18 protein-coding genes and 1 other RNA gene are annotated in these 25261 nt (G+C 48.8%); 1 reads left to right on the top strand and 18 read right to left on the bottom strand.

Annotated features, from left to right (window positions below; genetic code table 11):
- Positions 1-261 precede the first annotated feature (261 nt).
- The 17 genes from tdcG to garP form a co-directional block, all read right to left on the bottom strand.
- Positions 262-1626, bottom strand: a complete 1365-nt coding sequence (gene tdcG, locus ACLJXE_RS10160; RefSeq protein ID WP_410750791.1) for an L-serine ammonia-lyase — start codon at positions 1624-1626, stop codon at positions 262-264.
- A gap of 89 nt (positions 1627-1715) precedes the next feature.
- The gene (locus ACLJXE_RS10165) at positions 1716-2111 is read right to left on the bottom strand and encodes an enamine/imine deaminase (protein WP_286629425.1); all 396 of its coding nucleotides are present in this window, start codon (positions 2109-2111) and stop codon (positions 1716-1718) included.
- Positions 2112-2124: 13 nt separating this feature from the next.
- Complete coding sequence (gene pflB / locus ACLJXE_RS10170; RefSeq protein ID WP_410750792.1) at positions 2125-4419, bottom strand: formate C-acetyltransferase; 2295 nt, start codon at positions 4417-4419, stop codon at positions 2125-2127.
- A 28-nt stretch (positions 4420-4447) separates the two neighbouring features.
- Positions 4448-5656: a propionate kinase gene (gene tdcD, locus ACLJXE_RS10175; RefSeq protein WP_410750793.1), complete on the bottom strand. Its 1209-nt coding sequence runs from the start codon at positions 5654-5656 to the stop codon at positions 4448-4450.
- Positions 5657-5687: 31 nt separating this feature from the next.
- Positions 5688-7019 (bottom strand): threonine/serine transporter TdcC, encoded by a 1332-nt coding sequence (gene tdcC / locus ACLJXE_RS10180; RefSeq protein WP_271442072.1) that lies wholly within the window; start codon positions 7017-7019, stop codon positions 5688-5690.
- 22 nt (positions 7020-7041) lie between these two features.
- Positions 7042-8031 (bottom strand): bifunctional threonine ammonia-lyase/L-serine ammonia-lyase TdcB, encoded by a 990-nt coding sequence (gene tdcB / locus ACLJXE_RS10185; RefSeq protein ID WP_137382486.1) that lies wholly within the window; start codon positions 8029-8031, stop codon positions 7042-7044.
- A 97-nt stretch (positions 8032-8128) separates the two neighbouring features.
- Positions 8129-9067: a transcriptional regulator TdcA gene (gene tdcA, locus ACLJXE_RS10190; protein WP_410750794.1), complete on the bottom strand. Its 939-nt coding sequence runs from the start codon at positions 9065-9067 to the stop codon at positions 8129-8131.
- Positions 9068-9741: 674 nt separating this feature from the next.
- Positions 9742-11580, bottom strand: coding sequence for an ATP phosphoribosyltransferase regulatory subunit (locus tag ACLJXE_RS10195; protein WP_410750795.1), 1839 nt, complete (start codon positions 11578-11580; stop codon positions 9742-9744).
- Positions 11581-11728: 148 nt separating this feature from the next.
- Positions 11729-12997, bottom strand: a complete 1269-nt coding sequence (hisS, locus tag ACLJXE_RS10200) for a histidine--tRNA ligase (RefSeq protein ID WP_286629420.1) — start codon at positions 12995-12997, stop codon at positions 11729-11731.
- Complete coding sequence (locus ACLJXE_RS10205) at positions 12994-14376, bottom strand: amino acid permease (RefSeq protein ID WP_286629419.1); 1383 nt, start codon at positions 14374-14376, stop codon at positions 12994-12996. Before ACLJXE_RS10205 ends, hisS begins: the two co-directional genes overlap by 4 nt.
- A gap of 211 nt (positions 14377-14587) precedes the next feature.
- Complete coding sequence (locus ACLJXE_RS10210; RefSeq protein ID WP_286629418.1) at positions 14588-15724, bottom strand: histidine decarboxylase; 1137 nt, start codon at positions 15722-15724, stop codon at positions 14588-14590.
- A 40-nt stretch (positions 15725-15764) separates the two neighbouring features.
- Positions 15765-17117 (bottom strand): histidine-histamine antiporter, encoded by a 1353-nt coding sequence (gene hdcC / locus ACLJXE_RS10215; protein ID WP_005131726.1) that lies wholly within the window; start codon positions 17115-17117, stop codon positions 15765-15767.
- A 481-nt stretch (positions 17118-17598) separates the two neighbouring features.
- An RNA gene (gene rnpB / locus ACLJXE_RS10220) (RNase P RNA component class A) lies at positions 17599-17975 on the bottom strand.
- A 32-nt stretch (positions 17976-18007) separates the two neighbouring features.
- Positions 18008-19153, bottom strand: a complete 1146-nt coding sequence (gene garK / locus ACLJXE_RS10225) for a glycerate 2-kinase (protein ID WP_286629417.1) — start codon at positions 19151-19153, stop codon at positions 18008-18010.
- 65 nt (positions 19154-19218) lie between these two features.
- On the bottom strand, positions 19219-20109 hold the full coding sequence (gene garR / locus ACLJXE_RS10230) for a 2-hydroxy-3-oxopropionate reductase (protein WP_286629416.1): 891 nt from the start codon (positions 20107-20109) through the stop codon (positions 19219-19221).
- 30 nt (positions 20110-20139) lie between these two features.
- Positions 20140-20910 (bottom strand): 2-dehydro-3-deoxyglucarate aldolase, encoded by a 771-nt coding sequence (gene garL / locus ACLJXE_RS10235; RefSeq protein WP_410750796.1) that lies wholly within the window; start codon positions 20908-20910, stop codon positions 20140-20142.
- Positions 20911-20925: 15 nt separating this feature from the next.
- The gene (gene garP, locus ACLJXE_RS10240) at positions 20926-22260 is read right to left on the bottom strand and encodes a galactarate/glucarate/glycerate transporter GarP (protein WP_286629414.1); all 1335 of its coding nucleotides are present in this window, start codon (positions 22258-22260) and stop codon (positions 20926-20928) included.
- Positions 22261-22671: 411 nt separating this feature from the next.
- Here garP and garD point away from each other — a divergent pair, with 411 nt between their 5' ends.
- A complete protein-coding gene (gene garD / locus ACLJXE_RS10245; protein ID WP_286629413.1) occupies positions 22672-24243 on the top strand; it encodes a galactarate dehydratase in 1572 nt (523 codons plus the stop codon).
- A gap of 60 nt (positions 24244-24303) precedes the next feature.
- On the opposite strand, the gene ACLJXE_RS10250 is transcribed toward garD, so the two are convergent.
- Positions 24304-25113, bottom strand: coding sequence for a DeoR family transcriptional regulator (locus ACLJXE_RS10250; RefSeq protein WP_187260119.1), 810 nt, complete (start codon positions 25111-25113; stop codon positions 24304-24306).
- Between the last annotated feature and the right edge of the window lie 148 nt (positions 25114-25261).

The raw sequence follows: 25261 nt of genomic DNA on the forward strand, positions 1-25261 counted from the left end.
AGAATGGAGAAATCATACGCGCAGGGTTAGAGAAAAACTTCACAAACAAACCCCTGTAATTGCTGATAGTTAAGAAATATTTTCTCTTTAACTCACATAAAATGTTATTAATTTCTATTTTTGAAGCAGATCACAACAAAAAAGGCGTACTAAAGTACGCCTTTTTTGTCCTGTCAGATTGAATCACTCTTTGCCGGATGGCGGCGCTTGCGCCTTATCCGGCCGAGAAAAGCGTGCAACCCCTAATAACGGCCATTAACCTCAGGTACAAACCACTTTAATTGCCAGGCCTCCACGAGAGGTTTCACGGTATTTGTCGTTCATGTCTTTGCCCGTCTCGTACATAGTTTCGATCACTTTATCGAGCGAGACGCGTGGCTCGGACGTCCGTCGTAACGCCATTCGCGCGGCGTTGACGGCTTTCACTGCGTTGATCGCATTACGTTCAATGCACGGAATCTGCACCTGTCCGGCCACCGGATCGCAGGTAAGGCCAAGGTTATGCTCCATCGCGATCTCAGCCGCAATGCAGACCTGCGCAGGGCTACCACCAAGCAATTCCGTCAGCCCAGCCGCGGCCATTGAGCAGGCCACACCAATTTCGCCCTGACAGCCGACTTCGGCGCCAGAGATCGAGGCGTTCATCTTATACAGTGCGCCTATCGCCCCGGCAGCCAGTAAATAACGGGCGATGGAGTTGGCATTCACCGGACGGCGGAACTTGTCGTAATAAGCCAGGACGGCAGGGATAATCCCGCATGCGCCATTGGTCGGTGCGGTAACAACCCGACACCCGGCGGCGTTTTCTTCGCTCACGGCCAGAGCGAACATGTTGATCCAGTCAATAACGTTCATCGGATCGCTGGACAAGTTATCGCTGGAGACCAGCAACCGACGCAGTGCCACGGCGCGACGCGGGACGTTGAGTGGACCAGGCAGAACGCCTTCGGTGTTCATACCGCGTTCAATACCCGCGTGCATGACATCCCAGATCGCGGCAAAGCCAGCATCAATCTCTTCTTTGCTGCGCAGCGCCAGCTCGTTTTGCATCATCAGACCGGAAACGGAAAGTCCGTTTCGCTCGCAGAGTTTCAGCAGTTCGCTGGCGGAATGAAAGTTGTAGGGTACATGTGTTTCAACGTCATGTGCCTGACCAAATTGCTCCTCTTCAACGATAAAACCACCGCCGACGGAGTAATAGGTTTTACTTAACAGCATCTCCTGACCATTCCACGCGACGATGCGCATGCCATTCTCATGGCGCGGAAGTGTTTCGCTATGGAAAAGGATGCTTTCAGCAGGTGGGAAATCGACAACATGTGTGCCCTCGGCAACCGGTAAACGTCCGGTACGTGTCACTTCCTGAGTAAAACCAGCAATTGAATCAATATTGACGTTTTGCGGACTGTTACCGGCCAGCCCCATCATGATGGCGATATCGGTCGCGTGACCTTTTCCGGTCAGGGAGAGCGATCCATAGAGATCGACCACAATGCGCGTGGTCTGGTGCAATTCTCCGCTACTGACCAGTTGGTCAATAAAGCTTTTACCGGCGTTCATTGGCCCCACGGTATGGGAGCTGGAAGGTCCAATGCCAATCTTAAAAATATCGAATGCGCTAATCATATCCACACCCTCGGATTGCCGTTCAGTGAAGACCAGGTTTCACACTCATTAAAGGATCGGGGCGATCCGCACGATCGCCCCGCAGGGGATTACACCGTGTCACCACGTACGGCGATGGCCTCAATCTCCAGCTTCACATCCTTCGGTAAGCGGGCGACCTGAACGCAACTGCGCGTGGGGTAGATAGCCTTGTGCTCATCAAAGAACTGCTGGTACACCTGGTTAATCGTGGCGAAGTCATTCAGGTCGGCAACGAAAACGGTGGTTTTCACGATGTCGCTCACTTTCAAACCTGCGGACTCGACAATCGCTTTCACGTTTTCCAGACTCTGACGCGCCTGATCGACCACGTTTTCAGCCACTTCACCGGTCTGTGGGCACACCGGTATTTGGCCCGATGTGAACACCATGCTGCCCAGATCCACACCCTGTACGTAAGGGCCAATGGCCCCTGGCGCACATTCCGTTGCAATAACTTTTCTCATAGCCCCTCCGGCGTTATAGCGCCTGGGTGAAAGTACGTGAAATAACGTCCTGCTGCTGTTCGCGGGTCAGCGCGTTAAAGCGCACCGCATAACCAGACACGCGGATCGTCAGGTTCGGATAGTTTTCCGGGTGCTCTATGGCATCCATCAACATTTCGCGGTTCATGACGTTAACGTTCAGGTGCTGCCCGCCTTCGACATGTGCTTCATGATGGAAGTAACCATCCAGCAGACCGACCAGGTTGGTTTTACGTACGCTGTCCTCTTTGCCCAGCGCAGCCGGCACAATGGAGAAGGTGTACGAGATACCATCTTTGGCATAGGTAAATGGCAGTTTGGCCACCGAGGTCAACGAGGCAACAGCACCTTTGCGATCGCGGCCGTGCATCGGGTTCGCCCCAGGTGCAAACGGTGTACCTGCGCGACGTCCATCCGGCGTGTTACCGGTTTTCTGGCCATACACCACGTTAGAGGTGATGGTCAGAATGGACTGCGTCGGCACTGCGTTACGATAGGTTGGCAACACTTTAATTTTCTTCATAAAGCGTTCAACCAGGTCGCAGGCGATGCTGTCTACGCGCTCATCGTTGTTACCGTATTGCGGATAGTCGCCTTCAATTTCGAAATCGACAGCCAGACCGTTTTCATCACGAATCGGTTTCACTCGTGCGTACTTAATCGCTGACAGAGAATCCGCCGCTACGGAGAGACCCGCCATACCGCACGCCATCGTGCGATAAACGTCACGATCGTGCAGCGCCATCAGCGAAGCTTCGTAGCTGTACTTGTCGTGCATGTAGTGGATGATGTTCAGTGCGCTGATGTACTGCACGGCCAGCCAGTCCATAAAGTGGTCCAGGCTCTCCATCACCGTGTCGTAATCCAACACATCATCCATCAGTGGCGTGGTTTTCGGTCCAACCTGGATTTTCAGTTTCTCATCCACACCGCCGTTGATTGCGTACAACAACGTTTTGGCGAGGTTGGCTCGCGCGCCAAAGAACTGCATTTGTTTGCCGATCACCATCGGGCTAACGCAACAGGCAATGGCATAGTCATCGCTGTCAAAGTCTGCACGCATCAGATCGTCGTTTTCGTATTGCAAAGACGATGTGACGATAGATACCTGGGCGGCATATTTTTTGAAGGCAATCGGCAGTGCTTCAGACCACAGCACCGTCAGGTTCGGCTCAGGTGCCGGTCCCATAGTGTGCAGCGTATGCAGGTAGCGGAACGAGTTTTTCGTCACCAGCGTGCGGCCATCCAGCCCCATACCGCCGATAACTTCGGTCGCCCAAATAGGGTCACCGGAGAACAGGGTGTCGAATTCCGGCGTACGCAGGAAGCGCACCATGCGGATCTTCATGATGAAGTGGTCGATCAGCTCCTGCGCCTGCTGCTCGGTTAAGGTGCCTGCTTTGAAGTCACGCTCAATGTAGATATCGAGGAAGGAGGCAGTACGGCCCAGCGACATCGCGCCGCCATTCTGAGATTTCACCGCAGCCAGGTAAGCAAAGTACACCCACTGTACCGCTTCCTGCGCATTACGCGCCGGACGGGAGATATCGCAGCCGTATTTCGCCGCCATTTCCTGCATTTGCAGCAGGGCACGACGGTGCTCAGACAACTCTTCACGCAGACGAATCGTGGCTTCAAGATTCTGCCCCCACTCCAGGTTCGACTGAAGATCGGCAAATTGCAGTTCACGTTCACGTACCAGGTAGCGGATACCGTACAGCGCCACGCGGCGGTAGTCGCCGATAATGCGGCCACGACCATAGCCATCCGGCAGACCAGTCAGTACACCGGATTTACGGCAACGCAACATATCCGGAGAGTAGGCATCGAACACACCCTGGTTATGGGTTTTACGCAGTTCTGTAAACTGATATTCAAAATCAGCGTCCATCTCACGACCATAAGCATCAAAAGAGCTTTTGATCATGTTGATGCCGCCAAACGGATGCAGAGCGCGCTTGAGCGGCTTGTCCGTTTGCAGACCGACAATCTTTTCCAGTTCTTGTTCAATATAACCCGCATCGTGTGCGGTAATTGTCGTTGCAATATTGGTATCGAAATCAACCGGCGCATGCGTTGAGTTTTCAATACGAATACCCGCCATCACCTTTTCCCACAGCGCAGTGGTTGCTGGTGTTGCTTCGGCGAGGAAAGATTCATCCCCTTCATAAGGCGTGTAGTTGTGCTGAATAAAATCACGGACATTAATTTCTTCTTTCCAGTCCGTACCTTTAAAGCCGTTCCAGGCTTCGGCATACAGCATATCGCTGGTATCGATATTTACCTTCATGAAAAATAATCTCTCTACTGAAAATTAATTATGCAAATTCTACTGGTGTATTAATTTTGCCTAAATAAATGGCATCACGAGCAATCATTTTCTCTTCATTTGTGGGAATAACCGCACAGACGACACGAGCGTCCTTATTAGAGATAATTCTTTCGCCATGAGAATTTGGCAGACTATTCATATCGCTGTCGATATTCACACCTAAAACGGCAAGATGCTCAATCACCAGACGACGAATTAATACTGAATTCTCACCAATTCCACCGGTAAAAATAATCCCATCAAGACGATGCAACGATGCAGCATGTCCGGCGATATGACGTGCAATACGATGCACAAACGTTTTAATCGCCAGCTGTGCGCGTTCGTGTCCTTCGTGCCAGGCTTTTTCCAGCGTACGTAAGTCGGACGACAAACCGGAAATACCCAACAGACCAGATTCCTTATTCACTACGCGTTCAAGGTCGCTTAGCGTCTGGTTGGTTTCACTGGCGATCCACGCCATCGCACCGAAGTCCACATCACCACTGCGAGTCCCCATCATCAGGCCTTCCAGCGGCGTCATCCCCATCGAGGTATCCACGCTCCGCCCATTACGAACCGCACAGATAGACGCCCCGTTCCCGAGGTGAGCCACAACCAGTCCAGAATCATCATGCGGTAGCTCAAGCAGTTCATGCGCACGTTGAGAAACATAGCGGTGCGACGTGCCATGGAAGCCATAACGACGAACACCCAGCTCCTCAAAATATTTCCACGGTAAACCGTACATATAAGCTTCAGGCGCCATTGTCTGGTGGAAGCTGGTATCAAATACCGCAACCTGCTGCACACCTGGGAAAAGATGCTGTGCAGATTCAATCCCACTCAGGTTCGCATAATTATGTAACGGTGCTAAAGGAGAGACCCGGCGAATATTCTCAATAACTTCATCAGTAATAATTGCCGATTCAGTAAAGATACTTCCGCCGTGGGCAATACGGTGGCCAATTAAGGCCACGCTGTCCATTAAATTACGGTTCTCCAGTTCAACGGCAATAGCCTTTAATGCATCTTCGTAGCTGTGGTGAGCCAGCTTAGCTGGCTCACCTCCATTAATTGCTATGAACGCATTTTCAGAGTTAATACCGTCTGCAATTCCCGCCATTAAAACTTCACAGTTTGCTGCATCCAGCACTGAGAATTTAATGGAAGATGAACCGCAGTTAATAACCAGTACTACCGGAAACTCATTCATTTCACTACTCCGCTCATCCTGAGCTTATGGATTAAAACAGTTTGTAAACGATGTTCAGGATGGTCAGCAAACCAATCACGGTAACAAACACGTTATCCAGACGGCCACGGTATTTCGCCAGTGACGGCGCTTTACGGATGGCATACATCGGCAGCAAGCAGAGCAGTGAGGCGATAATTGGCGCACCCATCGCTTCAATCAGGTCCAGGATATTCGGGTTGGCGTAAGCCACAACCCAGGTGGAACCCATGATGAAGATCATGCTGATGGTGTTGAGTTTACCGGCGGAAACTTTAGTTTTATCGCCTTTATAACCAAACTTCAGCACCAGACCGTTCAGACCTTCCAGCGTGCCCAGATAGTGGCCGAAGAAAGATTTGAAGATAGCGACCAGTGCGATGATAGACGCACCGTATTCCAGAACTGTCGCGAAGGTCGATTTCGTGCCAGACAGTGACGCAAAGTGGTTCGCCAGGTAAGACAGCACCGGAATATTTTGCGCTTTCGCGTCAGCCATGTTTGCCGGAGAGAGTGTGAACAGGCAGCTAAAGGCGAAGAACATCACCACAGCAACCATCAGCATACTGGCGCGAGAGATGATTTTAGAGCACTTCTGCTCGGTAAATTCGCGGCCAAAATCTTTCTCATACTCTTCACGTTTAGAGACGACGAAGGAAGAAACAATCGGCGAGAAGTTGAAAGAGAACACCATGATGGAAATACCCAGCCACACAGTGACCAGAATACCGTCATGACCAGTCAGCGCGATATTGCTGAGATCAACCTGCTGGATAACCGCAGAGTTCCAGTAAGGAATCAGGGACAGGGAGATAAGCACCAGGCTGGCAATAAACGGCCATACCAGGTAGCTCATCACTTTAACCATCAGGTCCTTACCAAACCAGATGACGAATGCCATCAACAGCAGCAGGAACAGTGCCACGAAGCCACGGTTCAGCGCAGGCATCTGCAACTGGTTTTCCCAGAAGGTCATAAAGGTGTTGGTAATGGTGACGCCGTAAATCCACAGCAGCGGACAAATCGCAAAGAAGTAGAGGAACGTGATAACCACGCCGCCCGTTTTACCAAAGTGCTCTTCAACCGTTTCTGTGATGTTGCCGGAAGGATTAGAACCGGAAAGACACAGGCGTGCCAGGGCACGGTGGCAATAGAAAGCGATGGGGTATGCTAACACCAGCATCAACAGAATGGGAATCAAGCCGCCAAAACCTGCGCGGATAGGGAAGAACAACACCCCGGCGCCGATGGCTGTACCAAATAAACCCAGTGTCCAGGTGGTGTCTGATTTACGCCAGGACGATTGTTTTGTCTGGCTGGATACAATGCTATCAGTAGTACTCATATCCTATCCTCAACGAAGTATATTAAGCGTCAACTAAACCAGTAATTTGGGATACACGAGAAAGATCGATATTACCGCCAGAAATAATGCTGACTGTTTTTCTGTTCTGGATATAGCTATCTAATTTCCCGCTTAATAATGCTGCGCAGGCCAGCGCACCGGCACCTTCAGTCACAACTTTATTTCGCTGAATTAATGCCACCATGCTGTTGCGAATTTCATCTTCGCTGACCAGGACAATGTCATCTACCAACTCACGAACGATTTCATAGGTCAAAGTACCCGGGCGGGAGACGTCACAACCATCCGCCAGGGTGCCGGTCGTTCGGTGCGTGGTTATTTCTCCAGCGTGGAAAGATGCCGCCATGCCGTGAACGTTTTCAGACTGCACGCCAATAATTCTAATTGTTGGGTTGATAGATTTAATTGCTACGGCAATACCCGCAATCAGTCCGCCACCGCCAATGGGTACAATCACGTTATCGACATCGTATAAATCTTCTAAAATTTCCAGGCCAATCGTTCCCTGGCCGGCAATCACTTTTGGATCATCATAAGGAGGAATAAAGATACGGCCTTCAGTTTCGACAATTTCGCTGACCTTAGCGATAGTGTCGTTGAAGTTGTCACCGTGCAGCACAACTTCTGCGGAGTAATCGCAGGTTGCCGCCACTTTAGATTTCGGCGCGCCTTTTGGCATCACCACTTTGCCGTCGATACCGAGCATAGCGCAAGAGAGAGAAACGCCCTGCGCATGGTTACCCGCAGAACACGCCACCACACCTTTACGTCTTTCAGCTTCAGTTAATGAACTGAGCTTATTAAAAGCACCACGGATTTTAAATGAGCCCGTACGTTGCATATTTTCGAATTTGAGGAAAATTTCCCCTTTGCAACGTTCACTAAAATAGTTAGAGCGAGGCATTCCCGTTTTATAAATTTTCCCCGCCAGTCTTTTTTTCGCTTCGAGGATATCTTCAATTGCAACCGGGAGATCGTATGTAATGTGCATTAGAACCTCTTACCTGGGTATTAAAGTAAATAGATAGCCGTGACCAACGTCTGATATAGACCGATGGTGTTAATTTTCATTAAAACAAGTTCAATCTTTAATCAATCTTAATTAATTGCTTTCGCCTACAACAATTATATGACGAATATTCTTTGGCTAATTCAACCAAAATAGATGCTGCTTTTTTTATTCGATAATTTTTAGACCAAACGGCGGCATAACGTGCAACCGGTAAGGCTTCTTCTACCGGGATAGTAATAAACTGGTCTGAACCAAATGGAGCGGTCATATCACAGGGAATTACTGTTAAGAAATCAGCATTGAGAACAAGATTATAAATCGTGACGACGGAGTCTGTTTTAACGATGTTTTCACTGCTGATGCCATTATTTTGTAACGTGGTAAGAAGTTCGCTGTAGTAACCCATATTCGTTTGTGGCAACACCCACTGTTCGTTTTTCAACGCGCTCAGTGTGGTGATGCCGGTGCATGTTCGGGACTTACTGGCCACCAGAATAAACTCTGATTCAAAAAGCGGCTCAACATGGAGGTCCTGCAGTTTCATCTCATCACTTAGCGTACCAATGGCGAAATCCAGACGACCATCGCGTACCGCAGGTAAGAAAGAAGAGAGCTGAGCCTCATACATGGAAACCTGCGCTTTCGGGAACACCTCTTTGAATTTTTTAATCATGCCGGACATGATGGTAAAGGCGATCAGTGAAGGGAAGCCAAACGACACATCCACAACCGCGTTGCTGGTCATGCTATTCATCTCATCAACCATGTTTTTCATTTCGCGGGTAATGGATTCAGACCATGAAAGCATTACCTGACCTGCCTGGGTCAGCGTCACACCGGTATTTTTACGCACGACTAACTCAATGCCAAAATAAGCCTCAACATCGTTAATGATTTTGCTGACAGCGGGTTGAGTTAATCCTAATTCTTTTGCAGCCGAGCCGATAGAACCACTTCTAATGACTTCCTGAAAGACCACTAAATGCTGTGTTTTAGGGAGAGTAATAGTATTCATATCGACCTGCGCTAATTACTTTGTTGACGGCAGGAAGTGTACCAAATTAAGCAATCGAGGATATGTGCGACCACTCACAAATCCCCTTCCCTTACATTTTGTAAGATTATTATAAAACAATAAAACACTTTATAATCAATATATTATAAAAACACGATCTCACTTTAACCTGACTTTAATCAAAAAAAGATGGGGGGATAACGGAATTTTATGGCAATAACACACCTGCTTTTTCCGCTATTTCCAAAAAACATGAAAGGCTATATTTCAATCAATTACAGAGTAATTATCAGGCAAAATGCCGCTTAAATTTAATAAGCAACTTATCAAATTTAATTATATTTTAATTGTAACCGTGAATAAATAACGCCATGCATCACATTTTTTTGCCTTATTTGTTTGTAAAGAAACATTACATTTATCAATATTTAAACTAAATAATACATAAAACCATCATTATCAACATTGTATTAACACTGATTTTGTACGATTTATCAGCGAGTAATTTTGTGATGGTGATCGATTACGTTCATTTATTCTCGAGAAAAACGTATCGCACAGCGTTTTGTGTTGCTTGTCACAAAACAGGAAATATCCACCAGTGCCTTTTCCCAGATAAAGAAAGGTATCCCCTTCAGTAAAAGGAAGGCCACTTCTCATTGCGAGCCACCGGGTTACATCATTAACACCATACTCAAATGTGCAGTCACTTCATGAAGAGGGATTTGCACCCAGCAATGGTTTTCTTCATCACAAAAAGTGACCTCATTGTCGCTACCGTCGATAAGCAAAATAAAACGTGCCCCCTGACGTTGCGCGTTCTTCTGCCGGGTTGATAAGCGTAGCGTGGAGCAATCATTGACAATGCTCAAATGCGGGAAATTACGCCTGAGTCGGCGACCAAGCAGTATTGCCTGATCCCGTGCCCGTTCCTGGCTGGGTATGATGACAACATCGACATGCTTACCGTAATCGCTGCCTTTTTTCGTAGTGGTGAGCAACTGCATAATCGGTTCCAGCATGAAAGCGAAACCACATGCAGAAACAGGATGCCCAATTAACCTACTGGCGCTATTGTCGTAACGCCCGCCCCGACACAGCAATTTATTATGATGCAACGAATCCGCATACCATTCGAAAAGCTGGTCGTTATAGTCATTTACGGGGAAGAGATTCTTATCGTGGGTAAAAGGGATATTCAATGCAGTCAGTGAGTTGCAAAGATGCGTAAAACGCTGGCGGGATTGTAATGACAGGCATGCTTCAAGTTGCGGCGCTTTTTCTGCCAACCGCAGCATCAAATTATCTTTATCACTCAATAAACGCTCAGGATGTTGCTCCAGGCAAGCTAGCTGCCTGGCATTAAGCAGTGATGCCATCGGCTGATAGTATTGCTGCAAGTGACGGCGAAATTGAGTGAACTCCTCTACATTTCCTAATGTATTGATTTTGAGTTCGACAAACGGCAACAGTTGTAGCGATTTGAAAAAATCATATTGTAAGGAAATGAGTTCAATCTCAATGCCAATATCTGGATAGCCAAACGCTTCCACGCCCAATTGATGAAATTGGCTGATGTTCTGCTGGTTCTGACGACGGAACATTGCCCCCAGATACCATAATCGTGTGCCAATTTGTAGATTCTGATATTGCGATAAAAGCCGTAGACATCCCATCGTTCCATCACCACGAAACAACGCCTGATGATTAAGCATTAGCTCATTACTTTCACCGGAAAAAGACCTCGTCGCGTTTTCTTCCAACCTTTCAAGAAGTGGCATACGGATCTCCTTGTAGCAATACTGCTGCAATAAGTACTCCGCTTTTTTTTCCAGCCACTCCCAGTCCGCAGCGGGGTTCTGGTAATGCTTACGTGGGCGCCCACTTTTCCGTGGCCGCAGATTTCGCTGATATTTTTCTTCCAGTGACTGAGAGTAAGGCGTCGTTGCCAGTAGGCAGTTTTGCACCAGAGATGACTCAATACGCGTAATGACTGCTGGAGCAATCATCCCCAGGCAAAAGCGCTGATAGGCACCTGAACGCTGCGCTGCATTTTCTCCGAGGCGCAGGTACTCCTCATGGGGAGTAATCCGCACTTCGGGGGAATCCGCAAAACTATGATGAGGTGTTTCATCCACGCAATGGCATTCAACGTATTTTTTTGTCAGTAAGAAATAGGCGTTGGGTTCGACGGGGCAGCAATTGTATCGACTATCCCAAAGCGTACCATGGCGCTGGTGACGGTGGTTGAAGTAGTGGGTGTAACCTTTGGCAATATATTGCATAAAACGCCCGAGGCATTCTTTATCAGGAGCGGACAAAAACAAAAATATTTTTTTTGATGAAAGAGAATACGCATGCAATTTTATCGCATAAATACCCACTGCAGTATCGACGCATTGATAGAAATACTGGTAATCTTCTTCACCTTTAAAAATAGTTTCATCATTATGCCCGCACAATTGCACGAGGTGAGGAATTCCATCGATAAATAATCGGTTTTTTCGTGGCATAGGAATAATGTGTAAATAATATTTAAGTTGGCTAAATAGTGTTTTTTATTAGTGCATAAGCCACGGCTGTTAATATATAAGGATTTCTAAAGAATCTTACAGGAGCTATCAAAAGACAACAAGAAGCCCTTTTGATAGCCCATTTCGCTTATTTCTGGTTAAGCTCATCAAGTCGTAATGCAATATCTTGAATCGCTAGTAAATTTTGCTGGTTATTTTGTAAATCCCAAAGACGAATTTGTTGATCAGCATTAATGGTCAGAATAAAACGACAACCACTCTTAAGAGCATTTTGATGCTGTCGTTTAAGTTTGGTACCGCTACAATCAGTGAGGACTCGTAAACCAGGCAAGTCTCGACGGAGCGCACAAGCCAACACTTGCACCTGTATGCCCCCGTCCTCTAGCTCGCTGGTAATCACGACATCAGGATGGAATTGCCACTGAGGATTCAGGCCGTCATAAACAGTCTGCAGCAGAAGCAACAATCGTTCGATACCTATAGCAAACCCACAAGCGGGCAATTTCTTACCATTAAACAACTCAGCCAGACCATCATAACGACCACCACCGCAGACTGTCCCCTGAGAACCTAAGTCATCGGTGATCCATTCAAATACAGTGCGTGAATAGTAATCCAGCCCGCGCACCAGTCGTGGGTTAATGTGATAGGTTATACCGGCATTGTCGAGCAGAGTCCGCAGCGTATTAAAATGCCGCTGTGAATCATCTTCCAGAAAATCCAGTAAACGAGGTGCGTTCTCTATCATCTCTTGCATTTCAGGGTTTTTACTATCGAGGATACGCAGAGGGTTCACGTCCAGGCGCTTGATGCTGTCTTCGTCCAACAAGTCTCGATGTTGAGTAAACCAACTCACCAGTTCCCTGCGATGTGCCCGCCGTTCTTCTGGCGTCCCTAGTGAGTTAATTTCCAGCCGGACGTTCTGTGATATGCCTAAATCTTCAAATAGATCACGCACCATAAAGATCAGTTCAGCATCGACATCAGCACCGGACATTCCGAAGGCTTCGACGCCAAACTGCGTGAACTGGCGTAACCGCCCTTTTTGCGGACGCTCGTAACGAAACATCGGTCCCTGATACCACAAACGCTGCGACTTGTTGTAACACATGTTATTTTCCAAAACCGCGCGCATACATCCGCTGGTCCCTTCCGGGCGCAAGGTAATATGCTCACCGCTTTTATCGGTAAAGTCGTACATTTCTTTTGAGACGATATCAGTCGCTTCACCCACAGCACGTTCAAAAAGCGCAACGGGCTCCAGGAGCGGCAGGCGCATTTCCTGGTATCCATAACGAAACGCCATTTGATGAAACTTACGCTCCAGCCACTGCCACATTGGTGTTTCGTCAGGCAGCACATCGCGCATACCTCGTATGGCCTGAATTTTGCTCATGACAACTCCTTACTTAATAAAGAAAAAGATTGTTCAGTCAAATTGTGCTGCGGGGCACCCTTGTTCAGGCGATGACGCCGGGCAACATAAAGAAGGTAAAGAGGGATGGTGATCATCTGTAAAATAATTCCCCATACCACGGTAGAGGCACTCTCTGTCATTAGCGCCAGTGCAATAAAGCTCAACGCAACCAGACTGAGGCAGCAATAAGTCCAGAAACTGGCATCTCCTCCCCGGCGATTAACAACCATCATGACCGGCAGTGATACTGCAGCAAAGGCATAGGGGAGTAAGCTGGCAGAGATGGCCAATGTAATCACGCTCTGGAACTGGTTCTGCAGATTTGGCGACAATGTGAATAGCAGGAGTGCAGTCATCAGCGCTGCAGTAAAAACCAACCCAAGCCAGGGAACACCATGGCGGTTAGTACGGGCAAAAAAAGCAGGGAGCAAATTATCTTCTGCCGCAGCCCTGGGCACTTCCGTTTGCAGGATTTGCCAACCAGGCATCGCACCGAGGCAAGCGATAACGACCATGGCTGAAATAATCGCCCCAGCCGTGCTGCCCCACATTGCTTTCGCGCTATCGGCAAAAGGAGAAGAGGAGTTCATCAGTACATCATGGGGGAGTAGACCCATCATGACATTGGTTGAACTGGCATAACATAACCCAGCGAGCCCCAACCCTAACAAGGTAGCCAGCGGTATTGTGCGACGAGGGTTTTTTACCTGGCTAAACGAGACAGATGCAGATTCAATCCCCAGAAAACCCCATAATGAGAGGGTTGCCGCGTTAATGATTGCCTGATGATCACTGACGCCACTAAGATTCCAGGCTGCCTGATAACGAGCAACGTCAAAATGTCCCCAGCCCATGACACCGATGCTTAGGATCACCAGCACCATGCAACTGCCCGTAAACATTTGCATATAACCAACCCGCTTCGCCCCACGTAATCCCCAAAGAACTGAACACCAAAGCAGCACAATGCATGCCGTCGTGCCATAAAGTGGGTTGTGTAATACCGGGAAGAAGAAAGAGAGATATCCCACGCCGGCTAACAGCAGCGCGCAGTTGCCAATCCACGTTGACAACCAATAGAACAATGTCATTTGTAGGCCGATAAAGGGGCCAAAGCTGGCAGTAATACTGGCTATGATGCCGCCATTGCGCGGAAATAACTCACTCATCTTACAAAAAATGAGTGCCAGGGCAGCAATCGCTAAAAACGCGAGCCCCCATCCCCAGACAGAGATTGAACCAATTCTCGCGAGCGTGGCAGGCAGCATAAACACACCGCTACCCATCATATTTGATGCTGTCATCATGGTCAGCGCAAGCAGGCCCATTTGGTTTGTTTTCGCGCAACATTTATCCATGCCAGTCCTCATTTAATAGATCATGGTGAGATGAGCGGGACTTCTCCCGCGCATGTCCTGGGCCAAAGTTTGTCGTTACAACCCATCGGTAAAGCGGTAATCTCGTTGAAGGCTCTGTAAGTTCAGAGTCTGATAGACGCAACCGATAATGATTGGTCTCGGCATCGGTTGCGCCCCCCTGAGGGCAGTGATGATTATCACTGCCCTTTCTTCATGCGGCCTGCTGGTTCAGGTCGGCGATCACATCGTCAATCAGCTCATCAATCTTGCTGGAGTCAAGGTGGTGTGCAGTGGTAATCAGGTGTGCGATTTCACCGGATGTGGCCAGACAGTGCTTCTTCCAGACAGCTTCTGACGGGCAAGGGAAAACCACGGTAATAGAGTTTTTATTGCGCCAGGCATCAATACCAGCAGCCTGTAAGCGATCGACTGCGTACTGCGCCATATTCAGGCTATGTTCAATGCGGCGTTGCCAGTCGCTCCAGGAATGGCTGCGAATAGCTTCCCACATCATTAGCGGTGTATGGCCGTTACGAGAACCAGAAATGGTTTTATCGTGTGCAGAGATGTAATCAATTTCGACAGAAATCCGGTCAACGTTTTTCCTTTTCGCTACCACAATGCCGCAGGGAATAGGCGAACCAATCATTTTGTGTCCGGAAACACCAATAGAATCAATACCATCAGCGAAGTTGAAAGGTTGCGGATCGTTCACAAACGGCAAAATCATACCGCTCAACGCAGCATCAGCATGTAAATAATAATCGTCACGTTTGATACCCAGCTGATCAATCCGTTGTTGGATCTCAGCAATATTATCAATAGCGCCACGAACGGTTGTGCCGATATTTGCAAAAATAATCGGATGTTCTTCGTTATCGCGTTGAATTTTACGAATCAAATCATCATAGTCCATCTCACCATTCGGCTGTGATTCCACCAGACTTGATTTAATGCGCAACAACTTAACAATTTTTGCAACGGAATAATGAGTATCTTTCGAGTAATAAAGCGTACCTTCTGGAAACAGCTCACGCCCCAGATAGCAGCCAAACATATTACCTTCAGTTCCCCCATTGGTAACGTACCCCCAACTTTCTTCAAATGGGATTTTGAAAATTCTGGCAAAATACTCCATTACTTCTTTTTCAAAATCAAACGAGTTCAGCAAATAATTACAATACTCCCCCCAGTCACCACAATTATTTATGGAGAAACGCATAAACCGTTCCAGTATCGTGTAATCGAAGTCGGCTGACTCCGGATAACCTATATTAAAATACTGATTTTTTACGCAATATGACCAAAAAGCATCGAGCTTATTCTGATCGACAATAGATAATGTCATTTTAAACTCCCGTGGATAAAACAAATACAGTTGGATACGTTTAGATACGCTTATCTAAATAAAGAATATCCTGACCTTTCTTACTACGTCCGGCGGCAACAAAAGAGAATAATGGAATGGTTACCATCATCATCAAGATGCCCCAGAATATGGAGTCGCTGCCAGAACCAAGCAAAGCAAAAATGCAGTAAATCATGCCAATAACAACCAACGTGCAGTAAAACATAAACGATCTTCCACGATTGGCTTTCTTTGAAACAAGGATAATTGGAAGCGAAATCAGGGCATACATATATGGCAGAAGTGAAGCAAACACCGACATTAAGATTACGGCCTGGAATTGTTTCGCCAGATTCGGAGATGCCGTCAACAGCAAGACAATACTCATTAATACACCGGTAAAAATGAGGCTTTTCATCGGGACATCTTGCTTGTTAGTTTCTTCAAAGAATTTCGGGAAAAGTCCTTGTTGAGCACCTGCGCGCGGGCCTTCTGACTGAAGTATCAGCCAACCTGAAATTGAACCAAAGCAGGCAATGATGCTCAATGCAGAAGCAATGTTCCCTGCCGTATTACCGAACATATAACGTGCGGCATCAGCAAAAGGTGCTGCTGAATCTACCAGAACGTTATGTGGTACCAACCCCATAATAACGGTGCAGCTGCCGACATAACATACGGAAGCGATTAATAACCCCATAACGGTAGCCCGAGGAACCGTACGTTCAGGATCTTCGACCTGACCGGTAGAAACGACTGCAGATTCAATGCCAAGGAAGCCCCATAGCGCAATCGACGCAGCAGAAATTATTGCTGAGGAATCACTATGACCCGTTCCATTATAAACTTCAGTATAGAGCGACGGGTTAAACCAGAACCACCCAATAAATCCTACGCCTAAAATTACAATTAACCCGCAAGTTGCGGTAAAGGATTGTGCCCGCCCCGCAACTTTGGCACCAAAACTAGCAAGGAAAACAAATGCCCACAGAATAATAATTGCGGCAATACAACCGTAAGTTGGATTTTTAAGTTCTGGGAAAAAGAAACTGAGATAGCCGACACCTGCGACCAATAATGCAACGTTTCCTACCCATGCGCTGATCCAATAGCACATTGTTGTCTGAAACCCAATGAATGGGCCAAAGGCATCACTGGCATAAGCAACGATACCGCCGGTACGAGGTGTAATTAGACTGGTTTTAGCGAAAACTAACGCAAGTGCAATAACACCGATGATGGTAAATACCCATCCCCATATTGAGATGGAGCCTATTCCTGCGAGATTAGTTGGCAACATAAATACGCCAGACCCCATCATATTTGATGCGGTCACTAACGTTAGGGCAATGACTCCCATTTTATGAGCAGAGCCTGAGCTTACTGTTCCCATAATGGTTTCCTATTAATTTAAAATTTTGCAATAAGTGGAAATTCGTACTGAATTCGTGGGCCATTGTTATGAATAGAAATGTCCATTATTGTGACAACAATCAAAAATAATAATGAATCAATTTTTTTTGAGCGGTACTTTTGCTCACTATTTAACCATTTCATTAGTAATTGACTCTGTCCCCTTTTATTCGACCTAAATAAAGTAAAACCGGCATTAAAATAATCAGGGGGAAAAATTCCGGCGAACATTCATTAATGATGTACTTTTTTTTCGATTGTGTTGTTTTAGTGTTAATAATCATGAGTAATTTAAAGGTGCCCTGTTTATGACGCCAAAAACGGGCATTTCTGATAGGGATAAAGTAGAAGAGTATGATTCAAAAGAGGGAACGTAATTTATGTTACAACGGATAGAACGATTACGTCCTGTGGGCTACACCTCATAAAGCAAAAACCCCGCCGAAGCGGGGTTTTATAAAGAGTGAAGCTGACCGATAAGCCGGGTTCTGTCGTGGACAGTCATTCATCTAGGCCAGCAATCGCTCACTGGCTCAAGCAGCCTACCCGGGTTCAGTACGGGCCGTACCTTGTGAACCCCTATTTGGCCTTGCTCCGGGTGGAGTTTACCGTGCCACGGACTGTTACCAGCCGCGCGGTGCGCTCTTACCGCACCCTTTCACCCTTACCTGATCCCACTTGCGTGGGCCATCGGCGGTTTGCTCTCTGTTGCACTGGTCGTGGGTTTCCCCCCCAGGCGTTACCTGGCACCCTGCCCTATGGAGCCCGGACTTTCCTCCCCTCCGCCCGTCTCCCCCGAAGAGGACGACGACGAAGCGGCGACTGTCTGGTCAGCTTCGGCGCGCAGTATAGAGGGTTCGTGCGCCTTTGTCACCCCGCACTACGCATTCCGATTGCCAGCGTGGCAGCAATATTCCTTGAAGCGCGGTAAATATTATCCGATGCCCCGCGAAAAGCGTCCTCCAGCGTGCCGATACGGGTTAATACGCTAAACACGGCATCAATACCATATTGGTGTACCACGTCCACATCGCGTGTCAGGCTACCGGCAATACCAATTACTGGTTTATGGTACTTCTTCGCCACATTTGCCACACCAATCGGCACTTTGCCATGCACACTCTGGCTGTCGATGCGTCCCTCACCGGTGACCACCAGCGTACAATCGTGAATATGTTCTTCCAGATTGAGCGCCTGAGTCACAATCTCGATACCGCTGCGCAGCTCCGCGCCTAAAAAAGCCATTAATGCGGCCCCCATACCACCAGCCGCTCCTGCGCCTGGCACGTCTTTCACATCCACCCTGAGCGATTTTTTAATGATATCGGCATAGTGGGAGAGATTACGGTCCAGCTCAACAATGTGTTCCTCAGTCGCCCCTTTCTGGGGCCCAAAGATGCGGGATGCGCCAGTATCGCCCGTCAGAGGATTCGTCACATCGCAGGCGACACGGATTGAACAGGTTTTTAAGCGCGGATCCAGCCCCGAAACATCGATGGTACTGAGACAAGTCAGGCTGCCGCCGCCGTAACCGATTTCAGTACCGTTGGCATCACAGAGTTTTGCCCCCAGAGCCTGCACCATACCCGCACCACCGTCATTGGTCGCACTGCCGCCAATGCCGATAATGATGCTATGCGCACCGCTATCCAGCGCCTGCAATATCAGCTCCCCGGTGCCACGCGACGTGGTGACTAACGGGTTGCGCTTTTCTGGAGGAACCAACGCCAGACCACTGGCTGCAGCCATTTCAATAAACGCGGTTTTACCATCACCGGACATGCCCCAGCAGGCATTCACTTTTTCATCCAGCGGTCCCGTCACCAGGGCTGAACGTTCAGTCCCCTGCGTCGCGGCTATCATCGCTTTCACGGTCCCTTCACCACCATCGGCAACCGGAACAGAAACATATTGCGCATCAGGAAAAACTTCCCGAAATCCTTTTTCTATTGCCTGAGCTACCTCGGTGGCAGAAAGGCTTTCTTTATAAGAGTCTGGGGCAATTACGATTTTCATAGTTATGTAGCCTGACTGTGCCGCGCAAGGCAAGAAATACAGGGCGCGCATCCGCGCCCTTCTTGTTAGCGAGTGACTTCCACTTTCGCCAGTTTTTCGTAGTAGCACGCAAGAGCACTGTGATCAGCGGTTCCCAGTCCATCTGCGCGCAGCGCTTGCATCATCTCCATAACCGCAGCAGTCAGCGGTAGCTGTGCACCTACGCCATGAGAAGTGTCCAGTGCGTTCGCCAGATCCTTAATATGCAGATCAATACGGAAACCCGGCTTAAAGTTACGGTCCATCACCATCGGCGCTTTCGCATCCAGCACGGTGCTTCCCGCCAGCCCACCCCGGATCGCCTGATATACCAGATCCGGGTTCACTCCGGCTTTGGTCGCCAGCGTCAGTGCTTCAGACATCGCGGCAATGTTCAGCGCCACAATGACCTGGTTCGCCAGCTTGGTGACATTACCCGCGCCGATTTCGCCGGTATGCACCACAGAGCCCGCCATCGCCTTCAGCAGATCGTAGTACTTGTCGAAAATCGCTTTATCGCCGCCAACCATTACCGACAGCGTGCCATCAATCGCTTTTGGCTCGCCGCCACTTACCGGCGCATCCAGCATATCCACACCTTTCGCCTTCAACGCGTCGCTGATTTCACGGCTGGCTAACGGCGCGATGGAGCTCATATCGATCAGCACAGTCCCTGGCTTCGCCCCTTCAATAATGCCGCCTTCACCCAGCGCCACTTCTTTCACGTGCGGAGAGTTCGGCAACATAGTGATGATCACGTCACACTGCTCGGCAATGGCTTTCGCCGTAGTCGCCGTTTCTGCGCCTGCGGCTATCACTTCCGCAATCGCTTCCGGATTACGGTCAGCAACCACCAGCGAGTAACCTGCCTTGAGGAGGTTTTTACTCATTGGTTTACCCATAATACCGAGGCCAATAAAACCAACTTTCATTGTCATATATCTATCTCTCTCTACTGTCGATGGTGGTTATTTCTTAAAAGAATCAGCCAGTTTCTGCGTGGCTGAACGGAACACGCCAAGGTCGCTGCCAACGGCAACAAACGTCGCGCCCCACTCCAGATAGCGACGGGCATCTGCCTCGACCGGAGCCAGAATACCGCTTGGCTTACCATGTGCTTTCGCACGGGCAAAGATGTGTTGAATCGCCTTTTGCACCTCAGGGTGAGAAGCATTCCCCAGGTGACCTAACGCTGCGGCCAAATCGCTTGGGCCGACGAAGATACCGTCAACACCTTCGGTTGCAGCAATCGCATCCACGTTATCAACGCCCTGCTGGCTTTCGATTTGCACGATAATGGTGATGTTCTTATTCGACTGCGCGAAGTAGTCCGGTACGGTGCCAAACATATTGGCACGGTGGGAAACGGACACGCCGCGAATACCTTCCGGCGGATAACGGGTAGATGCTACGGCGTTTACCGCCTCTTCTTCGGTTTCAACAAACGGGATCAGGAAGTTATAAAACCCGATATCCAGCAGACGCTTGATGATCACCGGCTCATTGGTCGGCACACGCACGACCGGTGCACTGGTGCTACCTTTCAGTGCCATCAACTGTGGGATAAACGTCGAGATATCGTTCGGTGCATGCTCACCATCCAGCACCAGCCAGTCAAAACCTGCCAGACCTAATACCTCGGTACTGATTGGATTGGCCAGTGCAGACCAGCAGCCAATCTGCACCTGATGTGCCGCGAGGGCCGCTTTAAATTTGTTAGGGAATATCGTGTTATTCATCGCCTATACCTTTATTTATTTCTGCAATTCCATACGTTTAATGTCACCGACAATAAACAGGTAGCAAACCATCGCCATCAGCGCCGAGCATCCTACAAACATCAGCGCAGCATTAAATGAGTGCAGTTCGCTCACCAGATAACCAATCACCAGCGGGGTTACGATGGAAGCGACGTTGCCAAATACGTTAAAGACACCACCACACAGACCGACTATTTCTTTCGGTGCAGTATCTGAAATCACCGGCCAGCCCAGCGCGCCGAAACCTTTTCCGAAGAACGCCAGTGCCATCAACGCCACCACCAGAGTGGTGTTATCGGTGTAGTTACACAGAATGATGGTCGACGCGAGCAGCATCCCAAGCACAATTGGCAGCTTACGCGCCAGAGTAATACTGGAGCCGCGTTTAATCAGATAATCGGAGAACACCCCGCCCAACACGCCACCGACAAATCCACACAGCGCAGGAATAGAAGCCACCAGACCTACCTTCAGGATCGACATGCCTTTTTCTTGCACCAGGTAGATCGGGAACCAGGTCAGAAAGAACCAGGTGATGGTATTGATAAAATACTGTCCGAAGAACACACCCAGCATCATGCGATTAGTCAGCAACTGCTTGATATAATGCAGCTTAGGGCCACCAGATGCCGCATCGCCCGGCTTCTTGTGATCCATATCCACAACCGCGCCGTTGTCAGAGATAAACTTCAGTTCTTCTTGCGACATACGCGGATGCTCGGTCGGGTTATGGATCAGTTTCACCCACAGCCCGGTCAGTACAAAGCCGATCACCCCCATCACGGTAAAGACATGTTCCCAGCCCCAGGCAAAAGTTAACCACCCCAACAGCGGGGAAAATAATGCCAGGGAGAAGTACTGCGCGGAGTTAAAAATTGCCGATGCCGTGCCGCGCTCTTTTGTGGGGAACCAGGCGGCCACAATACGTGCGTTAGCCGGGAAAGACGGCGCTTCAGAGAAGCCCAGCATGAAACGCATGATGAACATTGAAATACCCGCCCAGGCCAGCGGGAACATATCTACAAAACCCTGCAGAAAGGTAAACAGCGACCAGAAAAACAGGCTGTATGTGTAGACTTTCTTCGAGCCAAACTTGTCGAGCAGCCATCCGCCGGGAATTTGCATTAGCAAATAAGCCCAGCCAAAAGCCGAAAAAATGTAACCCATTGATATGGCGCTAAGCTGTAGCTCTTTCGCTACTTCTGTGCCGGCAATAGACAACGTTGCACGGTCAGCATAGTTAACGGCTGTAACAATAAAGATTACCAGCAATATTAAATAACGAGTGTGCGTGCCTTTCTTTTTCTCTACAACCGTATCCAGTATCATACTATTTACCTCGGGTTACCTCTGGCACATATCTTTTATTAGTTGGCAGGCATTTTTAATAATTAATTACCGCCAATAAAAATACGCAATAATTTATCAGGCGCTATGAAACCGTGATTTAGTATAATCAGCGTGACAAGGTTAATCATTGTGCAAACGCTCATTAAAGAAAGGTTGTTAGAATATTCTCTTAGGCATATGCACATAAGCATGGGCGCTAATGCACACATTTACGCATTGCCACCTCTGGCGGCGTGGTGTACCTGAATTTAAGTGATCACGGTCACATTCTCAGATTTAATCTCCTGACATCCTTATTTCACAATACCAAGTCTTTATTGCTTTTAATTAGCTTCAATATAACAACACCCATACAATTATTATCACCACCTGGCTGGAGAATACTGGACAATGGCCGACATCGAAATTAGACAAGAATCGCCAACGGCGTTTTATATTAAAGTACACGACACAGATAATGTGGCGATTATTGTCAATGACAATGGTCTGAAAGCCGGGACACGTTTTCCGGATGGACTGGCGCTGATAGAGCATATCCCCCAGGGCCATAAAGTGGCACTAACAGATATTCCTGCTCATGGCGAAATCGTCCGCTATGGTGAAGTAATAGGTTTCGCCGTTCGCGATATCCCACGCGGCAGCTGGATCGATGAATCTATGGTTGAACTGCCAAAAGCCCCGCCGCTGGAAACATTACCGCTGGCAACCAAAGTCCCGGAACCACTGCCACCGCTGGAGGGTTATACCTTCGAAGGGTACCGCAATGCTGACGGCAGCGTCGGCACCAAGAACCTGCTTGGTATCTCCACCAGTGTGCACTGTGTGGCAGGCGTGGTGGATTATGTAGTGAAAATCATAGAACGTGACCTGCTGCCAAAATACCCAAACGTCGACGGCGTGGTGGGACTCAATCATCTGTATGGCTGTGGCGTGGCGATCAACGCGCCAGCAGCCATCGTGCCGATTCGTACAATCCACAATATTGCACTGAACCCGAACTTCGGCGGTGAAGTAATGGTCATCGGCCTTGGCTGTGAAAAACTCCAGCCTGAGCGCCTGCTGGAAGGTACTCACGATGTAAAAAGTATTCCGGTAGACAGCGCCAGCATCGTCAGCCTGCAGGATGAAAAACACGTTGGTTTTAAATCCATGGTAGAAGATATTTTGCAGGTAGCCGAACGCCATCTGGCAAAGCTCAATCAGCGCCAGCGCGAAACCTGTCCGGCTTCTGAGCTGGTGGTCGGCATGCAATGCGGCGGCAGCGATGCATTTTCTGGCGTAACGGCCAACCCGGCGGTGGGTTATGCCTCCGACCTGTTAGTACGCTGCGGCGCGACCGTGATGTTCTCTGAAGTGACCGAAGTGCGCGATGCCATCCACCTTCTGACCCCTCGCGCAATTAACGAAGAGGTGGGCAAGCGCCTGCTCGAAGAGATGGCCTGGTACGACAACTATCTCGATATGGGGAAAACTGACCGCAGCGCTAACCCCTCTCCCGGTAACAAAAAAGGCGGCCTGGCAAACGTCGTAGAAAAAGCGCTGGGCTCCATTGCTAAATCAGGAAAAAGCGCCATTGTCGAGGTGCTGTCGCCGGGCCAGCGCCCAACCAAACGCGGTCTGATATACGCGGCTACCCCCGCCAGCGATTTTGTCTGTGGAACTCAGCAGGTTGCTTCCGGGATCACCGTGCAGGTATTTACCACCGGTCGCGGCACGCCGTACGGTCTGATGGCCGTTCCGGTGATAAAAATGGCAACACGCACTGAACTGGCTAATCGTTGGTTTGATCTGATGGACATCAACGCAGGCACCATCGCGACCGGAGAAGAAACCATCGAAGAGGTAGGTTTGAAGCTATTCGAGTTCATTCTCGACGTGGCCAGCGGGCGTAAGAAAACCTTCTCGGATCAATGGGGATTACATAACCAGCTGGCGGTATTTAACCCGGCACCAGTGACCTGATTCCTGAAGGTTAAATTCAATTACAGGTCGGGGAGTTCGTAAACTTCCCGGCCTTTTTTATCAGATACTCACCAGAACAACCTCAATTCCATGCTTACGTAATCCTTCCAGACTCTCCTCTGGAATACCTTCATCGACAATAATCATATCAATTCGCTGAGTATCAATGATCTTATGCAGGCTCGAGCGGTCAAACTTCGTCGAGTCGGTAACGACGATGATACGCTCAGCCACTTCGCACATCCGGCGGTTGAGGCGTGCTTCATCTTCGTTGTGCGTGCTAACACCACGCTCTAAATCGATAGCATCAACGCCAAGAAACAACATGTCGAAGTGATAATTTTGTAGCGATTGTTCTGCCTGATCGCCATAAAAAGATTGCGACTGACGACGCAAATGACCGCCGGTCATCAACAGCTCAACCCCTTCTGCTTCCAGTAACGCATTGGCGACATTCATACCGTTGGTCATAGCAATAACATTGGTATGCTGGCGCATCAGGCGGGCAATTTCATACGTCGTGGTGCCGGAGTCAAGGATCACGCGGTGTCCCGGTTGAATCAACTCCGCAGCAGCTCTGGCAATACTGCGTTTTACCGCCGTATTGAGTGAGCTCTTATCTTCAACAGAAGGCTCCACAACAGGCGCATTGCTTTCGCAAATCAGCGCTCCACCATAGGCGCGTACCGCAATCCCCTGCTTTTCCAGAAAAGCGAGGTCATTTCGAATAGTGACTGTGGAGACGCCAAAAAATAAGGAAAGATCGTTAACCTGAACGCTTCCCTGCTGCCGTAACCGCTGGATGATCTGCTCACGTCTTTCGCTGGTGCCAATAACGCGCTTGTCTGCAGAGGACTCGGTGTTACTCATAAGAAATCCTTTAGTTGAATCTTTCGTTTTATTTCGTTTTACCTATTAACGCCTTTCTTTTGCGCGAATGCAAGCCCCGCAAGCAGGTCAGAGCCGGACGAACTTACGCTGAAACCTTTCATTGTGTTTCTTTTGTGAAACAGATCGG

It is taken from the genome of Citrobacter sp. U14242 (genome assembly GCF_046555775.1).
GTDB lineage: Bacteria > Pseudomonadota > Gammaproteobacteria > Enterobacterales > Enterobacteriaceae > Citrobacter.

Excerpts from the sequence above, each read along its gene's own strand:
- garK (WP_286629417.1), bottom strand. The coding sequence starts at position 19,153 with ATGAAAATCGTAATTGCCCCAGACTCTTATAAAGAAAGCCTTTCTGCC.
- tdcC (WP_271442072.1), bottom strand. The coding sequence starts at position 7,019 with ATGAGTACTACTGATAGCATTGTATCCAGCCAGACAAAACAATCGTCC.
- garL (WP_410750796.1), bottom strand. The coding sequence starts at position 20,910 with ATGAATAACACGATATTCCCTAACAAATTTAAAGCGGCCCTCGCGGCA.
- garR (WP_286629416.1), bottom strand. The coding sequence starts at position 20,109 with ATGACAATGAAAGTTGGTTTTATTGGCCTCGGTATTATGGGTAAACCA.
- ACLJXE_RS10250 (WP_187260119.1), bottom strand. The coding sequence starts at position 25,113 with ATGAGTAACACCGAGTCCTCTGCAGACAAGCGCGTTATTGGCACCAGC.
- ACLJXE_RS10205 (WP_286629419.1), bottom strand. The coding sequence starts at position 14,376 with ATGGATAAATGTTGCGCGAAAACAAACCAAATGGGCCTGCTTGCGCTG.
- tdcD (WP_410750793.1), bottom strand. The coding sequence starts at position 5,656 with ATGAATGAGTTTCCGGTAGTACTGGTTATTAACTGCGGTTCATCTTCC.
- tdcB (WP_137382486.1), bottom strand. The coding sequence starts at position 8,031 with ATGCACATTACATACGATCTCCCGGTTGCAATTGAAGATATCCTCGAA.
- garP (WP_286629414.1), bottom strand. The coding sequence starts at position 22,260 with ATGATACTGGATACGGTTGTAGAGAAAAAGAAAGGCACGCACACTCGT.
- garD (WP_286629413.1), top strand. The coding sequence starts at position 22,672 with ATGGCCGACATCGAAATTAGACAAGAATCGCCAACGGCGTTTTATATT.
- tdcG (WP_410750791.1), bottom strand. The coding sequence starts at position 1,626 with ATGATTAGCGCATTCGATATTTTTAAGATTGGCATTGGACCTTCCAGC.
- tdcA (WP_410750794.1), bottom strand. The coding sequence starts at position 9,067 with ATGAATACTATTACTCTCCCTAAAACACAGCATTTAGTGGTCTTTCAG.
- ACLJXE_RS10210 (WP_286629418.1), bottom strand. The coding sequence starts at position 15,724 with ATGACATTATCTATTGTCGATCAGAATAAGCTCGATGCTTTTTGGTCA.
- ACLJXE_RS10165 (WP_286629425.1), bottom strand. The coding sequence starts at position 2,111 with ATGAGAAAAGTTATTGCAACGGAATGTGCGCCAGGGGCCATTGGCCCT.
- hisS (WP_286629420.1), bottom strand. The coding sequence starts at position 12,997 with ATGAGCAAAATTCAGGCCATACGAGGTATGCGCGATGTGCTGCCTGAC.
- ACLJXE_RS10195 (WP_410750795.1), bottom strand. The coding sequence starts at position 11,580 with ATGCCACGAAAAAACCGATTATTTATCGATGGAATTCCTCACCTCGTG.
- pflB (WP_410750792.1), bottom strand. The coding sequence starts at position 4,419 with ATGAAGGTAAATATCGATACCAGCGATATGCTGTATGCCGAAGCCTGG.
- hdcC (WP_005131726.1), bottom strand. The coding sequence starts at position 17,117 with ATGGGAACAGTAAGCTCAGGCTCTGCTCATAAAATGGGAGTCATTGCC.